We start from the raw sequence: 16078 nt of genomic DNA, 5'->3' as shown, positions 1-16078 counted from the left end.
TTTTTGTTATCTATTCATGCAACAATAGCCCCTTTCGGGAATCCATTAAACCCCTTTAAGTAGCTATTTTCATTGGGAGAGTTAAAGCGTGAGTGATGCCGATCTAGATAACGAATTTTCGGCTCTAATGCTTGGCGAAGGGGTAAAACCTCTCGCAACTGAAAAACGTGTATCAGCCCGCGAACAACTCCGTCGTGGCGACTTCTCTGCACTAGAGGAGCGCCGTCGTGCGGCTGAAGGCCAGGATGAGCGATTTCGGTTTACTAAAGATCAAATCATTAACCCACTCGATCCTCTCGATTGGAAACGCGATGGCGTCCAAGATGGAGTCTATAGAAACCTTCGCTTAGGCAAGTACCAAGCGGATGCCCGTCTCGATCTGATCAATAAGACACTGCCACAAGCGATGGATGAATTACCCAACTTTGTTAAAGAGTGTTACCGATTTGGCCTAAGAACCGTGATGATCAATCATGGTCGCGGCAAACATGAAAATGCTCCACAAAACCTGATGAAAAGTGCCTTAGCTATCTGGCTACCCAAAATAGATGAGGTACTCGCATTCCACTCAGCACAACCACAACATGGTGGGTTAGCGGCAATCTATGTTCTGCTGCGAAAGAATGATGAACAACGTCTCGCTAACCAAGAGCGCCATCGTTCATGAGCTTATCCGGTGATAGAGAACTGGTTTGGATCAACTGCACTGCATCTGAAGTTGATGCAACCATCGCAGAACTAAGTAAAGTCTGCGCGCTAAATCCTGCCAACGGCTATGTGATTGCAAAGCAGTGCCCTTCGCCATTAAAAGCTATCTCACCAAATGCAGTAGTAAATCACCTTGGCGAATCGGTCGATTTTATTATCTTTAACACCTTTGATGGCTTTTCACCCAACACACTGGCGCAAGCTGCTGGAATGATTAGATCCGCTGGGAAGCTGTTTTTGATAACACCGGCAAGTGATGTATGGTCCTCTTTTAAAGACCCTGAACTGAAAAAAGTCGGTTTGGTTATCGCTGAAGAAGGGTTATTTATTTCATTTATAAGCAATGGCTTAAATAATATTTATAAACCAATATCTAGTTTAAATGGGCTGCATAAATTTACAATTCCTAACACTGAAGACCGCACCACCGATGATCAAATCAACAGCGTTGTTCAACTTCTCAGAGCCTGGCAAAACGACAGATCCACAACACTGATCACGGCCGATCGTGGCCGCGGCAAAAGCAGCTCTATTGGCATTGCGTTGGCCAAAACAGAGAGCATCAACCCTGCTAAGATTTTGATTACAGCCCCCGATAGACGCTCGGTAGACTCACTCTACTCTCGCTATCATCAAATCGCTGATACGGACCGGGCTGAACATCCACCTCGATTCTTAAGACCTGCCGAGGCGCTGCAGGTACTAAAAGATGAGCAAGAGCTATCTGATATTGAACTCCTCATCATCGATGAAGCCGCAGCCATCGCAACCCCTATGCTTTTACAGCTTGCAAATAAAACACCCCACCTCTGCTTGGCAACTACTACGGCTGGCTACGAGGGATTTGGCCGCGGTTTCGCGCTACGTTTTCTCGATAAACTAAAAGCAGAGCGCAACCTAGACCAGCACCTTACTCTGAACGAACCTATCCGCTGGCAGAGTAACGATCCACTAGAGCAACAACTCAACAAACTACTATTAATGGATCTATCGAGTTCGCAAACGGTTGATTTACCGGATGGCATCCATCAGATCGAACGTGCGCAGCTAGTAGAGAAGCCAGAACTACTTGAAGCGGTATTTGCTCTGCTACAAGGGGCTCACTATCGGACCTCACCGAATGATCTGCGGATATTGTTAGATTCACCCGGCCACCTTCTATTTGTAGCTATTAATAAAGGCATGCTTACAGGCACTTGCTGGGTCGCAAGCGAGGGCAATATCGATCCAGAGTTAGCTGAAGCGATTGCGCGAGGTGAGCGCCGCCCGAACGGCAACCTACTCCCGCAAACCTTGGCGTTTTCTGAGGGATGGCCTAAAGCTGCTTCAAATAGTTATTGGCGCATCATACGTATTGCCGTAGCAGAAGAGATGCGTCGCAAAGGGACAGGAGCTGAACTTCTCAAACAGGTTGAAGAGTCTGCAAAAGAGTTAGAAGTCGATTTTTTAGGTTCGAGCTTTGCCGGTTTTCAGGATGTACTAGCCTTCTGGCAGGCCAATGGATATTCACTGGTAAGATGGGGCGATACCATTGATTCGGTCGCTGGAGAAGCAGCTGCGCTCGTCTTAAAAGAGTTGAATCCTGACGTTTCGCCAAATCTCTCACAACTCATAGACAGAGCTAGCCAGCGCTATCAAGACCTTTTCGCTCACAAGGAGATTCCTGAACTGCCTGTCGGATTTGAGGGTGTTCAATTAAAACAGACGGATCCTGAGTTACTAATCAGTATGCTGGCTCGCTTCGCACATGCGTTTGCCCCTCTTACATTGAGCAAACCTTTTATACGCGAAGCGCTGAGGCTGACAAACCAGCCCTTGGATGAGATTGATTTAACAGAGCCGAGTAATCGACAAGAGATGAACCAGTTGAGAGAAGGCGTCGCTAAGTTAGTCGATCAACTCAACAGTATCACCAACTGAAATAATACCGGGCTCTAGTACCGCGATATTCTGACCAAAGTTAATCGCACCATCCTCACCCCTGTGTATCTTGGCGAGCGTTTTCAATGGTTCTTGATTAATGCTTTTCTCACCTGTCAGCGGGTCACGAGTTGTAAGGACACATCGCTCACAAGGTTTTTTGCGCTCAAATAGTGTGTAACCTATCCGAAACTGCGTCCAACCATCCTCCTGCCAAGGCGTATCACTATCGATGACGAGATTCGGCCTAAAACGCGACATCTCAAAAACACCACCAGAAGCTGCATCCAAAGCAGCCAACGAGGCCGTATTAGTAAGTAGCAGCGGATAGCCATCACTCAAGATAGGCCCCCAAGGGTAGCGCTTCTCTGCAATATCTTTTGCACCTGCATCGTTAAAGACCAAGCGCGCTTCGCGCCCCACAAGTTCACTCACCAATGGAGATGCCTCTGTGATCTGCATAACAGAAATCGTGCGAGACCAAACCTCTACATTTAAACGATCATGAGATGAGGTAGCGAAGGTACCAAGTAGCTCACCATCACGAAAAAGCGAGACCGTACCGTCTTCAACCTGAAGGTCTAAATGCAATAACTGAGGATCTTTACGAGCAGTAATAAACTTTCCTGAAGGCTCTGCCAGCATAAATCGACGATCACCTTCGATACCTATCGAACTCAACTGCGTGGTCCTAAGGTGCTGAGCCGCACCAGACTTTAGGGGGTAACGAACAATATCGACTAGTTTCATTTAAAGCCCTCTTTTTGGAACCCGCAGGATAGCAACTTAGTCACTGCACATATAATCAATTTAGACCAAAGTCGATATAAATTAGCTTTTTCTGATACAACCCTGTATGATACGCGCTCTTTCATTAGATCCAACACCTGCTTTACGAATGGGCTCGCGGGTAAAGGGTCTCATTAACAAGCAGGAAAAATCGATGTCAGATATTGACCAGGCGATCACATTTGCTGATCTAGGCCTATGCACACCTATTCTCGAAGCACTTTCAGATGTTGGCTACGAGACTCCATCTCCAATCCAAGCAGGCGCTATCCCAGCCCTACTTGAAGGCCGCGACATTCTTGGCCAGGCGCAAACAGGTACCGGTAAAACCGCAGCCTTTGCACTACCACTTTTGCAGCGCGTAGATACGACTCAACTTCACCCTCAGCTATTGGTTCTTGCACCAACGCGTGAACTTGCAATCCAGGTTGCTGAAGCTTGTGAAAAGTACTCAAAACACCTTAACGGTCTTCGCTCACTCGCTATCTACGGCGGCCAGGGCTACGACACTCAACTACGCGCACTTCGCAAAGGCGTTCAGGTTATTATCGGTACACCAGGTCGTGTGATGGACCACGTGCGCCGTGGCACCCTAAGCCTTGATAAACTTCAGTGTCTTGTACTCGACGAAGCGGATGAGATGCTACGCATGGGCTTTATCGACGATGTAGAGTGGATTCTTCAGCATACACCACCAACTCGTCAGATCGCCCTTTTCTCTGCGACCATGCCTCGCGAAATTAAAGCGATTACAGAGCGCTACCTGAACGATCCAGTTCACGTAAAAATTCAGAGCAAAACCGAAACAGCTAGCACCATTCGCCAGCGCGTTTGGGAAGTTCGTGGCCTAAGCAAACTACAGGCTCTAACGCGTCTTCTAGAGATGCATGAACACGATGCAGCCCTTATCTTTGTTCGCACCAAAACAGCGACAGAAGAGCTTGCAGAACAGCTTACAAATTCAGGCTTTGCAGCAACAGCGCTGCACGGCGATATTCAGCAGTCTCAACGTGAGCGTGTTGTAGAGCGTCTTAAGCGCGGCCAACTTGATGTTGTTATCGCAACAGACGTTGTGGCACGTGGTCTAGACGTTGAGCGTATCAGCCATGTAATCAACTACGACATCCCTTACGATGTTGAGTCTTACGTACACCGTATCGGTCGTACTGGTCGTGCCGGTCGCCAGGGTGATGCAGTTCTATTCGTGACTCACCGTGAGCGCCACCTACTTCGCCAGATCGAGAAGCACACTCGCTCAACTCTTGAGACACTAGAACTTCCAGATGCTAAAGCGCTGAACGTTCGCCGTTCACAACGCCTTAAGCAGCAGTTGGTTGATGCCGTTGATGGCAGCCAGACAGCTGAGTTCCACAAACTGATTACAGAGTTAACTGCAGAAAGCGGCATCACCTCTAGCGCGCTAGCTGCAGCTGCACTTCAGATGATCTACGGTAACAAACCATTCTACCTAGATGAGAATGAGCCTAAATTCACAGAGCGTCCGAAGCGTGAGCGTCGTGAACGCCCAGAGCGTGGCGACCGTCCAGAGCGCGGTGATCGTCCACGTCGTGACCGTGATAACTCAGGTCCAGATGGCGATAAGACACGCTACTGGATTAGCGTTGGTCATCTAGATGGTGTTAAACCAAGCAACATCGTTGGCGCAGTAGCGAACGAAGGTGGGGTAAGCAGCGCACAGATCGGCCGTATCAGTATCAGCGAGAACTTCTCAACAATTGATCTGCCAAGTAACTTGCACGATGTGCAGATCAAGAAGATCGCTGCAGCACGTGTATGTGGTCGTGAACTTGGTCTTCGTCCTTGGAGTGATGAAGCTCCATCACGCGGCGCACCACGCAAGCGCCCTGCTCGCGATAAGGACTCTGCACCACGTGGTGAGAGACGCGCTCCTCGAAGTGACAAAGGCGCACCACGCTCAAAAGCACCATCAAAGGACAAAGGAGCTCCTCGTAAAGCGCCGCGCAAAGATCGCGACTAATCCTTGCTAGGGAGCCTTTAATCAAAGGACTCCTAACGAAAACGGGCGACACCCTAAGGTTGTCGCCCGCTATTTACCGGAAAGATCCCGGTTCGTCTTACCCTCAAACCCGGGCCAGGTAAGTTATTCAATGAATAACTTTTAATTTAGTTTACTCCAACTAAATTGGATGAAAACTGAAAATTGTTCATTTTTTAACCAACTAAAATTCTCAGTCTTTACTGCCAATCAATCGTCGTTTCTCTTTAAGAGACAAAGCTTTAATCGCACACTCTCGTTTCGAAGCAGATGAACGATCTGCATGTTGCTCCTGCCAAACCAACTCAACCGGTCGTCTTGGACGTGTGTAACGTGCACCACCGACTAACTCACCATTGTGCTGCCTTACTCTGCGAACAGTGTCTGTCGTGATTCCTGTATAGAGCGAATCATCTGCACACCTCAATAGATAGACAAACCAATTCGAACACTTATCCAAACGGGTAACCCCTCTTAAAATCCAACGAATTAAGCTTATGAAAAATAATTACTAAAAATATCTCTTTTTATTCAATTGAGGCCAGAGGAAGTTCGACAAAAGTAGTAAAATGACGCAAATTTTTTAGGCCTGAATAGATACTTTCAGGAAACCCACAAGGATGTCCAAATGCTGCACGGCTTTCTATTATCGCTTGCACTACTTGCCCTCCTCTCCATTGTGCTTGAAGAGGTAATCCACGTAAACAAAGCCAAATCGACTCTATTCTTAGGGACGCTATCGTGGATTCTTATCTTTCTCTTCCCAGAACCAGGTGTCACTCATGAGATGCTGCGCGAGCAGTTGGATGAGAACTTGCTTGAGATTGCAGGCCTTTGGCTCTTCTTGATGGCGGCAATGACCTTCGTTGCATTTCTAAACCATCAGGGTTTGATTGAAACCTTAATCTATAAACTACTGCCGAGACGCATATCCGAGCGCAAACTGATCTATCTGGTCGCGATCTTCTCATTCGCGTTCTCGTCACTTGCCGATAACATCACGGCAACGCTAGTCTGTATTGCGCTGGTATTGTCACTTCGTCTGGATAGACGTAAAACTCTTCGATTCGCTGTACTTGTGGTCTTTGCAGTGAACTCAGGCGGTGTCTCACTGATCACCGGTGACGTAACTACGCTCATGATATTTATGGCGGGTAAGGTGCATATTCAGGACCTACTGTTCCTATCGATCCCGTCGTTACTAAGCACAATGCTACTCGCGACCCTACTTTCTCGTCCTCTAAACGGTGTTGCGGAGATCATTCCGACACCACGCAAAGATGACCGTGTGGGTAAGATTATCGCTTTTGTATTCCTACTGACGATTCTTTCAACCATCGTTCTGAACGTGATTGCAGGTATCCCACCGGTACTGACTTTCCTATTCGGTCTTTCAATGATGTTCCTTCTGGGACGTTTCATGTACCACGATGACCAACGTGAGAACCTATTGGACTACGTACGTCGTATCGAGTTCGATACCCTAATGTTCTTCTTAGGTATCCTTCTGCTCGTCGGTATGATGAAAGAGATTGGGGTACTGGATTCGCTGGTCGGTATCTATCAGATGATGCCTGTCGCTGCTGCCAACCTAACCATGGGTGTTTTCTCTGCACTAGTCGATAACGTTCCGCTTACAGCTGCGCTATTGAAATCAGGCGTACAGATGTCCACGGGTGACTGGCTATCACTCACCTACTCCGTTGGTGTGGGTGGTTCGCTGTTGGTCATCGGTTCGGCTGCCGGCATTGTGGCTATGTCTAAAGTTGAGATTCTCACCTTCGGTACCTACGCTCGCTACGTGCTTTTCCTGACGATTGCTTTCATCTCGGGCTTCATCGGAAGTTACTTCGTCGGTCATTACTTAGTTTAAGTAACCGATAAGAAAAACAGACAAAAAAATGGGGGCTTGCTGCCCCCATTTTATTTTCATTCGTTAACCGAACTCTGGCATAGCCCGCTCAGTGACTGGTTTACCCTCAGCAACCCAACCATCAAAGCCACCAGCAATTGATGTGATATTGATGTAGCCCATCTCCTGCAGAGAGGCTGCAGCCAGCGCCGCACGCCCACTGGTTTTGCAATAGATCACAATTTTGCGGTCACGCTTCTCAAGTGAAGGGTCTCCGCCCATCTTGAACTCCAATAGACCACGCGGAATATTAATAGCGCCCTGCAAATGCCCCGCACGGTACTCATCAGGTTCACGCACATCGATCAAGACCTCAGCATCAGAGATCGCCGCAGCAGCCTCAGCAACCCCAACCTCTTTGATCTTAGCTTTAGCAGCCATCACTAAATCCATAGCACTTTTCATTGCATCACCCTTTTCTGACTTTTATCTAGGAACCTTAATCAGTATAGCGGAGTGAGATGGGTGTGGAATTGATGAAACGCAGGTTTTTAATTTTCCCTTGGTCGCGGCTTCCCGCAAGCGGGAATGCGCTCGTACGGTGTTATTCCAGGGTTACGTAGGAGCGCATTCGCCAGAGGCGAAGCCGCGAAGCGTTTTATTTAAATTTCGCGCGCCAAGCATGCAGCTTTTTGTAGCTCTCAATCAGGCGAAGATGCTTATCTAGGCCTTCGAGGTTTGAATTGGTTGGGGTTAGACCGTAGAAACGAACAGTCCCTTCAACAGATCCGACAACCGCATCCATACGCTCTTTGCCGAACATACGAGTAAAGTTAGGTAGGAAATCATCTAGGTTGAGCTCATCATCCAAGGTCACTTCCAACACTGCACTGAGTGCTTGATAGAAGAGTCCGCGCTCAACGGTGTTATCGTTAAACTGCAGATACGCATCAACGAGTTCAAGAGCAGCCTCATGCTCACCTAGCGCCAGGTAAATCAGGAGTTTTAGTTCAAGAATGGTCAGCTGACCCCAAGGAGTATTCTCATCAAACTCGACACCTATCAGGGTGATAATGTCGCTGTAAACATCGACCTCACACTCTTCAAGCGCTTCAACTAGGTCAACCAACTCATCCTGATCTAGGTCGTGCAGATTCAAAATCGCCTCACGGAACTGCAGCGACTTATTGGTGTTATCCCAGACTAGATCCTCAATTGGGTAGACCTCAGAGTAGCCCGGCACAAGAATACGGCAAGCCGGAGCGAGATGATCAAAGGCCGCGGTATAAACCTCTTTACCCATTTCAGCGAGGATACCAAACAGGGTTTCAGCCTCTTCACTGTTGGTACCTGAGAAGTCCCAATCAACAAATTGGAAATCTGATTTAGCACTGAAGAAACGCCAAGAGACAACGCCGGTAGAGTCGATAAAGTGCTCTACAAAGTTATTTGGCTCAGTCACCGCCATAGAGTTGAATGTAGGCTTTTGCAGGTCATTCAACATCTCGAAGCTACGCCCCTGAAGTAGCTCAGTTAAGCTACGCTCAATCGCCACTTCAAAGTTAGGGTGGGCACCAAAGGAGGCGAATACACCGCCTGTTCTGGGGTTCATCAACGTCACGCAAGCAACTGGGAATTGACCACCAAGCGATGCATCCTTAACAAGAACAGGGAACCCCTGCTCTTCCAATCCTTGAATCCCCGCCACTATCGATGGGTAGCGCGCTAGCACTTCAGTCGGAACATCCGGTAGCGCCAACTCCTCTTCTAGGATCTGGCGTTTAACAGCACGTTCAAAGATCTCAGAGAGACACTGCACCTGAGCCTCTTCAAGCGTATTACCGGCACTCATGCCGTTACTTAGGAAGAGGTTCTCTATGAGATTCGATGGGAAGTAGACCGTTTCACCATCAGAGTGACGAGTAAACGGAATTGAGCAGATTCCTCGCTCTGGATTCCCTGAGTTGGTGTCAAACAGATTTGAGCCAAACAGCTCACCATCAGGGTTATATATCTCTAAACAGTACTCATCCAAGATCTCAGCAGGTAGCGCATCATCAGGACCTGGCTGGAACCAGCGCTCATTTGGGTAGTGAACGAAATCAGCGTTACCGATCTCTGGACCAAAGAACTGGTCGTTGTAGAAGAAGTTACACGAGAGGCGCTCGATAAATTCCCCTAGTGCAGAACAGAGTGCACTCTCTTTTGTAGCGCCTTTGCCGTTGGTAAAACACATGGGCGATGCCGCATCACGTATGTGTAGCGACCAGACATTAGGCACAATATTGCGCCAAGAGGCGACCTCAATCTTCATACCCAGATCCGACAGAATCTTGGTCATATTCTTGATTGTCTGCTCGAGCGGAAGATCCTTACCCTCAATAAAGGTTTCACTATTAAGCGCACTCTCCTCCATCAACAGAGCCTGCGAATCTGAATCTAGACTATCGACCAGCTCAATCTGAAAATCTGGCCCCTGCTGAACGACCTTCTTAACGGTACAGCGATCAATTGCGCGCAGAATGCCTTCACGATCTTTATCCGAAATATCCTCTGGAAGCTCAACCTGGATCTTAAAGATCTGGTTATAACGATTCTCCGGATCAACAATGTTGTTTTGCGACAGGCGAATATTCTCAGTCGGTATATCACGCGCTAAACAGTAGACACGAACAAAGTAGGCAGCACAGAGTGCGGATGAGGCGAGGAAGTAGTCAAAGGGTGCAGGTGCAGAACCATCCCCCTTGTAGCGGATGGGTTGATCGGTAATGACCGTAAAGTCATCGAACTTAGCCTCTAAGCGCAAGTTCTCTAAAAAATTTACCTTAATCTCCATCACACACCTTCCCTGTTTTTGGTTGGTGCGATTATAGGGGAAAGGCGTCAGCGTTGCATGTAGCTTAGATTTACGTATAGTCGTTCTTAGGGGTGTGAAATGAAATTAAATGCAGATTTAGGCGAGCGCGTTAATGGCAAGTTGATGGGGATGGATGCAGATCTGATGCCCATGCTGGACCAAGCTAATATCGCTTGTGGTATGCATGCAGGCGACCCTAAAACCATGCGCGAAACGATACTCCTTGCTAAAGCAACTGGGGTTGAAATTGGCGCTCACCCCTCTTACCCGGATCCCGACAACTTTGGCCGCTCATCCATGTCGATCACCCCTGAAGCTTTGAGCGAGACGCTGCTAGATCAAATACTCATGCTGCTTCGGATCTCGATTGAAGAGGTCTACCCATTAAGCTATGTGAAACCTCATGGGGCGCTTTACAACGACATGATGGCAGATCTTTCTCTCTTTGAGACGGTCGTTAAAGTGGTTGCGCAAATCCCGCTACCTCTTCAATTAATGATACTCGCCAATAGAGATCACGATAGGTACCGTGAAATAGCCGATAGACACAAAGTCTCCCTCATATACGAAGCATTCGCTGATCGCGCCTATACCAACGACGGAAAACTTGTTGCTCGCAGCCAAGCCAATGCAGTTTTAAATGAGTCGGCTGCAGTCGAGCAGGTCAAACATCTGCTCTCTCAGGGTCAAATCATTAGCGAATCGGGCAAAGCATTAACCTTCCCTGTCGAAAGCCTCTGTGTCCACGGCGATAATCCTGAAGCCCTAATTATGGTTGCCAGAATTCGCAAGGAGATATTGTGATTCGTTGGCGTTTTGAAACGGCATCGGAGTGCGCATTTATCCTCTATATCGATGGCGCAATTGATACTCAGCTTAATCAACAGTTATCGACACTATCCAAGTTGATCAATGAAAGGCTAGCCCCGGTTCTCATCGATGCGGTGCCATCCTACAGCTCCATTCTGTTGTGTTACGACATCACTAAAATCAGTGCTACTGATATGCAACGAGCGCTGAAATCACTACAGGATGAGCCGCTATCGCTCACCTCTGAAACACAAACAAAACGACTCTACTTTCCAGTCTACTACTCGATTGAGACGGGCGAAGATCTAGAGCGGGTCGCACAGAAGGCATCTATCTCGATAGAGGAAGTGATCGAGATTCACTCATCCACAATCTATAGCGCCTTTGCTTTGGGCTTTGCCCCTGGCTTTGCCTATCTTGGCCAGGTCGATAGCCGTATTGCTACACCACGACTTGCCACACCAAGAACCCGTGTACCCAAAGGATCTGTAGCAATAGCAGACCGCCAGACAGCGGTCTACCCTGCTGAGTCACCCGGTGGCTGGAACCTTATTGGACAATGCCCTATTGAGCTCTTTGATCAAAACCGAGCACCCTATTCTCTGATCCAACCTACAGACCAGGTGCAATTTATCGCCATAGATCAGAATACATTTAAGGCACTTAAAGCTGCCCCCAACAGCTGGAATCTTCTGGAGGGGTGCTGTGTCTAATTCAACTGCCTCTAAATTTAGAATTGAAAAAGCCCTTGGCCTTGCCTGCATTCAGGATATGGGGCGATCTGGCTATGCACACTTGGGAATCACTGAATCGGGTGCCGCAGATAAATGGTCTATGCGATGTGCAAATGCACTGGTCGAAAATGATGATTCTGACGCAGTTATAGAGATTACTCTCGGTGGCTTTGCCCTCACTACAACCGTGCCCATCTCTATCGCATCGACCGGTGCTAAATCTGATCTCTTAGTTAATGGTGAGATAGCGGAACAGTATCAAACAATTAACCTGAACAGTGGCGATCAGGTTGAGATTAAATCCCTATCATCTGGAGCCAGAGTCTACCTAGCCGTGGCTGGAGGAATGGACACTCCAACTTGGTTTAACAGCCAATCAGTCTGTATACGTGAAGGGATAGGTGCAGCTCTTAAAGTGGGCGAAGAGATCGCTCTACTTGCACCCAAATTAGTTGAGAGAAAGCGCCTCTCAAATGATCAGATCCCGCAGTTCAAACGCCATATCGCTCTGGGTTTAGTGAGGGGTTTTCAGCACTACCTGTTTGATTGGCAGCAGCAACAACGCTTTTTTACAACTCGATTTAATGTCTCTCCACATGCAGATCGCATGGGATACCGTTTAACGACCGATACCCCCATCAAACCGCCTATTGATGGCATTCGATCGGAAGGGGTTACTCTGGGTGCAGTGCAACTGCCAGCCGACGGCTGCCCAATCATCATGCTAAATGACCACCAAACCATTGGTGGCTATATGAAGATTGGCTCAATTTGCCGAGCTGACCTATCCCAACTGGCCCAAGCCCTACCGGGAACCAAGGTCACCCTCTATCCGATCTCTTTGGAGTTAGCTCAACGCCGTTTGCGGCATCAGCTGTTACGAATCCCGAAAACACTCCCCCTGTAGGAGGCTTCCCAACGAGACGCCGACATAGATAGAGACACCGACCCATAGCTGCGATGATCAATCAAAGTACTTTTCGCAAGATACTTACTAAATATCTATTCAATGAATTTTCAACTAAACTCAAAAGATCAATCACAAAAGCAAATGTCATGTTTAAAACTAAAATCTTCTCAGCCGTAACCACTTCAATTTTGATTTCTACTCTAGCGACTGCCCAATTCGCTTCAGCTGAAGAGGAGGAGAAGTTTTCTACTTATGCATTAAATCAGCAGATGCTTATGGCTACTGTTTGGGTTGAAGCATCAAGTGAGTTTAAGGCTCTCTCTTACCAGTCATTCAACCTAGCTAAATATCGTTTAAATGATTTTCTAGAAGGTCATAAAAAGGAGACACCTTTTGCTGTTATTGTTGATGTGGATGAAACCATTATCAGTAATGCCCGTTATGAGGCTTGGTTAATCGCAGACGGTATTTTTCACTCAGGCAAACGTCAAAAACTATGGGCAGATGCTGCTATTGCCCCCGCACTTCCTGGTGCAGTTGAGTTTCTAAACTATGTTCAGGGGCATGGTGGGGAGGTCTTCTACGTTACTAACCGAAAAGATGATACTCGTGAGGGCACTCTTCGTAATCTATCTGAACTCAATTTCCCTTTTTCGGACAATGATCATCTTCTAACAAAATCTAAAACTTCAGATAAAGAAGATCATCGAAGATCTATCGCTAGCAATTTTGAAATCGCCTTACTCATGGGTGATAACTTAAATGACTTTAGCTCAGATTTTGATACAGAAACCTTTGCAGAAACCGATGCAGCTGTGGTGAAGAACCGCAAACTCTTTGGAGACAGATTTATCCTCTTACCTAACCCCATGTATGGAGAATGGGAAAGTAAACTTTATGAGGATAATTGGCGTTTACCGAACAGCGAGAAGAGCAAAAGAAGAAACGAGATTCTCAAGACGTGGCGCCCTGATAGTCAATAAATCTAAGAATTACACTCTAACGCAGTGAGGAGATCTTTAAACTCGTCGCGGTTCTGTTCGTTTAGATCAATAAGAACACGGTGAGCATCGATAATACGTGCTTTCACCTGGTCATCAGACTCTTGTACGAAGGGAACTTTAGCGAGATCTTGGCGGTTGGTTGGCATCTCATCAAGCAGTAGAAAAACTTGATCAAATCCCATAGCCATAAGGATTTTGGTTACATCTGGATTGGTCGATACGATGGTGGGTTTGGGCATATCAAACTTGGCGCTCTTAACAGCCAACTTGCCGATTAATCCCAATGAAGTGCTATCGATATTCACTGTTTCGGTAAGATCTACCAGAGTATCAGTCACATCATCACGTTCTAGAATGTCACGCAGATGCTGATCAATAGTTGAACAGAGCGTTAATCGGACATCCCCGATAAATTTTAAAACGTAGTGACCGTCTTGAAAGGCGTAAAGTATGTCGCCATCAGTCGTTAACATCGACGCGAAACCATCATAATTGCTACATCGTCAGGCATTTCGGTTTCACTGTTCACCAAGCGTTTTAATAACTGCTCAGGGGTGAGATCAAAATCCTGACACTGAAGGCGCAGATTTTGCTCCTTCTCGTCGCTGTTGTCACCCTCTAAAATTTCGAGAATACCATCTGAGAAGAGCGCGATTGAAAACTGCTCATCTAGATCGATGCAGTGCTCTTCATAGATTGGCTCCTCAAAGAGGCCAACCGGCATCCCTCTACCCTCTAAAAACACAGTCTTTCCGCCCTGAGTTAACAGTGGGCTTGGGTGATGACCACCTATGCTGTAGGTGAGTGTAGAGTTATTGAGATCGATCACACCAACCAGCATCGTCATATGCTTACCGAGGCTTGTCAGCAGTATCTCTCTATTAAAATGCTTCAAGAGCGCCATTGGGCTTTCAAGAGTTTTGCTATCTCCGCGATTGTATAGGCGACCAAGTCGGTTGGTCATGTTCTTCAAAAGAACTGTAACCATCGCAGATGAGGCACCATGACCGGAGACATCCGCTAGATAGAAGAGATGTTTGTTATCGTGAAGATTTATCAAATCGATAAAATCACCGCTCAATAACATTGAAGGACGCAGAATATACTCACAGTGCAGACCATCATCGAGTGTCTGCTCTGCTGGAGGCAAAAGGCGCTGTTGAATCTGCGCAGCTGCATCCTGGTCCGCTTTCAACTCTTCTAACGATTTACTTAGCGTATCACGCAGATAACGCGTCTCTTCAATGGCATGTGCTCGCTGCAGTTGGCGATCTAGACAGCGCACCAACTCAAGCGGATCGCTACGCATCTCGGTCTGCGTGAAGACACTGTCTGCACCATTACGCAGGGCGCGAATGAGGAGGTGTTGATCCAGTTCTGGGAGTATCGCAATAGTAGGCTTAGGACTCACGCGTTGCGCGATTGCATCTAGCTGGTTGCCATCAGGAAACGATTTTAGGTCGATAAACACGAGAGAACATTCGTGATGATCAAGATGATCATCCAATGCCTCTTCATTAGGACAGGTGACTAATCTAAGCGACTTGGTTTGACTCAGTTCACAAAAATCAAAAATAGAATCGATCGTCTCAGTATCTGACGAGTAGATGAGTATTATGGATTCGTGAGTTTCCATGGATCGATTCGGTTACAAAGTTTAGATCAGACTACTCTTGCACCGAATCGAAGTAAACAGCTTAGCGATTAGAAGTCGCTAGAATTGAACGGAATGCGACCATCGTTTACATCAAACTCACGCTTCTGCAGATACGCATCGCGAATGAATATGTAACGATCACCGGTAATCACACTTTCACGCTTAAGAAGATCAGCACGCTTATCGATCACCTTACCCACCCAAAGTGCTGTTCGTGTCTCATCGTCTGCTACCTGGTTTAGTGGATCGATCATGGTATCTGGGATTCGACCAACACCATCACGAAGTGAAGATGGTCCAAGAAGAGGAAGCACTAGGTAAGGGCCTGAATCTACTCCCCATGCACCCAAGGTTTGACCAAAATCTTCGTCGTGTTTAGGGATATCCATCGCCGATGCGACATCAATCAAACCACCGATACCAATCGTGGTATTAATCACCACACGAGAGAGATCTTGCACGGCTTCGACAGGTTTCAACTGAAGCAGGTTGTTCACCATAGTGACAACGTCACCTAGGTTTTCGAAAAAGTTATGCACACCGCGCTCTGCAATATCTGGCATTACAAAGCGGTAGCCTTGAGCAACTGGTTTTAAAATAGCTCTGTCCAATGCATCATTAAAATTGAACATAGCACGGTTAAAACCCTCCCATGGGTCAGACTGCTGCTCGCTCTCTGCGAAGGCAGGCACTGATGCAAGGGTGAAACTGAGTAAAATTAACTGTGATAACTGTTTAAATAACTTCATATGCATTCCAAAACGCTAAAGATTTAATCTATCAATCTTGAGCCAAAAGTGTAGACGCCAAAATCAAATAG

General features: G+C 47.1%; 15 protein-coding genes. 8 read left to right on the top strand and 7 right to left on the bottom strand.

Annotated elements, in window-relative coordinates:
• Window positions 1-88: 88 nt before the first annotated feature.
• Together smrA and HH196_RS02660 are read left to right on the top strand one after the other, a co-directional pair.
• Window positions 89-667, top strand: coding sequence for a DNA endonuclease SmrA (smrA, locus tag HH196_RS02665; protein WP_169450543.1), 579 nt, complete (start codon window positions 89-91; stop codon window positions 665-667).
• Window positions 664-2628 carry a GNAT family N-acetyltransferase gene (locus tag HH196_RS02660; RefSeq protein WP_169450542.1) on the top strand — a complete coding sequence of 655 codons (1965 nt, stop codon included), beginning with the start codon at window positions 664-666 and terminating at the stop codon, window positions 2626-2628. The genes smrA and HH196_RS02660 overlap by 4 nt, the downstream gene beginning before the upstream one ends.
• On the opposite strand, the gene HH196_RS02655 is transcribed toward HH196_RS02660, so the two are convergent.
• Window positions 2596-3378: an MOSC domain-containing protein gene (locus tag HH196_RS02655; RefSeq protein ID WP_169450541.1), complete on the bottom strand. Its 783-nt coding sequence runs from the start codon at window positions 3376-3378 to the stop codon at window positions 2596-2598. The two genes, HH196_RS02660 and HH196_RS02655, sit on opposite strands and share 33 nt — an antisense overlap.
• A 193-nt stretch (window positions 3379-3571) precedes the next feature.
• Between HH196_RS02655 and HH196_RS02650 the strand changes: the two genes are divergently transcribed.
• On the top strand, window positions 3572-5416 hold the full coding sequence (locus HH196_RS02650) for a DEAD/DEAH box helicase (protein ID WP_169450540.1): 1845 nt from the start codon (window positions 3572-3574) through the stop codon (window positions 5414-5416).
• 211 nt (window positions 5417-5627) lie between these two features.
• Here HH196_RS02650 and HH196_RS02645 read toward each other — a convergent pair whose 3' ends face one another.
• Window positions 5628-5894: a GIY-YIG nuclease family protein gene (locus HH196_RS02645; protein ID WP_169450539.1), complete on the bottom strand. Its 267-nt coding sequence runs from the start codon at window positions 5892-5894 to the stop codon at window positions 5628-5630.
• A 168-nt stretch (window positions 5895-6062) separates the two neighbouring features.
• On the opposite strand from HH196_RS02645, the gene nhaD reads away from it, so the two are divergent.
• Window positions 6063-7307 carry a sodium:proton antiporter NhaD gene (gene nhaD / locus HH196_RS02640; protein ID WP_169450538.1) on the top strand — a complete coding sequence of 415 codons (1245 nt, stop codon included), beginning with the start codon at window positions 6063-6065 and terminating at the stop codon, window positions 7305-7307.
• Between the two features lie 63 nt (window positions 7308-7370).
• On the opposite strand, the gene HH196_RS02635 is transcribed toward nhaD, so the two are convergent.
• A complete protein-coding gene (locus HH196_RS02635) occupies window positions 7371-7751 on the bottom strand; it encodes a rhodanese-like domain-containing protein (protein ID WP_169450537.1) in 381 nt (126 codons plus the stop codon).
• 193 nt (window positions 7752-7944) lie between these two features.
• Window positions 7945-10122, bottom strand: coding sequence for an OsmC domain/YcaO domain-containing protein (locus HH196_RS02630; RefSeq protein WP_169450536.1), 2178 nt, complete (start codon window positions 10120-10122; stop codon window positions 7945-7947).
• Window positions 10123-10221: 99 nt separating this feature from the next.
• Between HH196_RS02630 and HH196_RS02625 the strand changes: the two genes are divergently transcribed.
• The 4 genes from HH196_RS02625 to HH196_RS02610 all read left to right on the top strand — a co-directional run bounded on the left by HH196_RS02625 (window position 10222) and on the right by HH196_RS02610 (window position 13580).
• Entirely contained in the window at window positions 10222-10947 is a 726-nt protein-coding gene (locus tag HH196_RS02625) for a 5-oxoprolinase subunit PxpA (RefSeq protein ID WP_169450535.1), read from the top strand.
• Window positions 10944-11666 carry a 5-oxoprolinase subunit PxpB gene (pxpB, locus tag HH196_RS02620; protein ID WP_248276878.1) on the top strand — a complete coding sequence of 241 codons (723 nt, stop codon included), beginning with the start codon at window positions 10944-10946 and terminating at the stop codon, window positions 11664-11666. Before HH196_RS02625 ends, pxpB begins: the two co-directional genes overlap by 4 nt.
• On the top strand, window positions 11659-12594 hold the full coding sequence (locus HH196_RS02615) for a biotin-dependent carboxyltransferase family protein (RefSeq protein WP_169450534.1): 936 nt from the start codon (window positions 11659-11661) through the stop codon (window positions 12592-12594). Before pxpB ends, HH196_RS02615 begins: the two co-directional genes overlap by 8 nt.
• Before the next feature lie 149 nt (window positions 12595-12743).
• Window positions 12744-13580, top strand: coding sequence for a 5'-nucleotidase, lipoprotein e(P4) family (locus HH196_RS02610; protein ID WP_169450533.1), 837 nt, complete (start codon window positions 12744-12746; stop codon window positions 13578-13580).
• A 2-nt stretch (window positions 13581-13582) separates the two neighbouring features.
• On the opposite strand, the gene HH196_RS02605 is transcribed toward HH196_RS02610, so the two are convergent.
• The 3 genes from HH196_RS02605 to HH196_RS02595 form a co-directional block, all read right to left on the bottom strand.
• Window positions 13583-14074: an STAS domain-containing protein gene (locus HH196_RS02605; RefSeq protein ID WP_169450532.1), complete on the bottom strand. Its 492-nt coding sequence runs from the start codon at window positions 14072-14074 to the stop codon at window positions 13583-13585.
• Window positions 14068-15237: a PP2C family protein-serine/threonine phosphatase gene (locus HH196_RS02600; RefSeq protein ID WP_169450531.1), complete on the bottom strand. Its 1170-nt coding sequence runs from the start codon at window positions 15235-15237 to the stop codon at window positions 14068-14070. The genes HH196_RS02605 and HH196_RS02600 overlap by 7 nt, the downstream gene beginning before the upstream one ends.
• A gap of 68 nt (window positions 15238-15305) precedes the next feature.
• A complete protein-coding gene (locus HH196_RS02595; RefSeq protein WP_169450530.1) occupies window positions 15306-16007 on the bottom strand; it encodes a VacJ family lipoprotein in 702 nt (233 codons plus the stop codon).
• Window positions 16008-16078: the final 71 nt, after the last annotated feature.

The organism is Marinobacterium sp. LSUCC0821, assembly GCF_012848475.1.
Classification (GTDB): domain Bacteria; phylum Pseudomonadota; class Gammaproteobacteria; order Pseudomonadales; family Balneatricaceae; genus Marinobacterium_E.
Note: the sequence above shows the minus strand (reverse complement) of the source record. Positions and strands in the feature narration are given on the sequence as shown.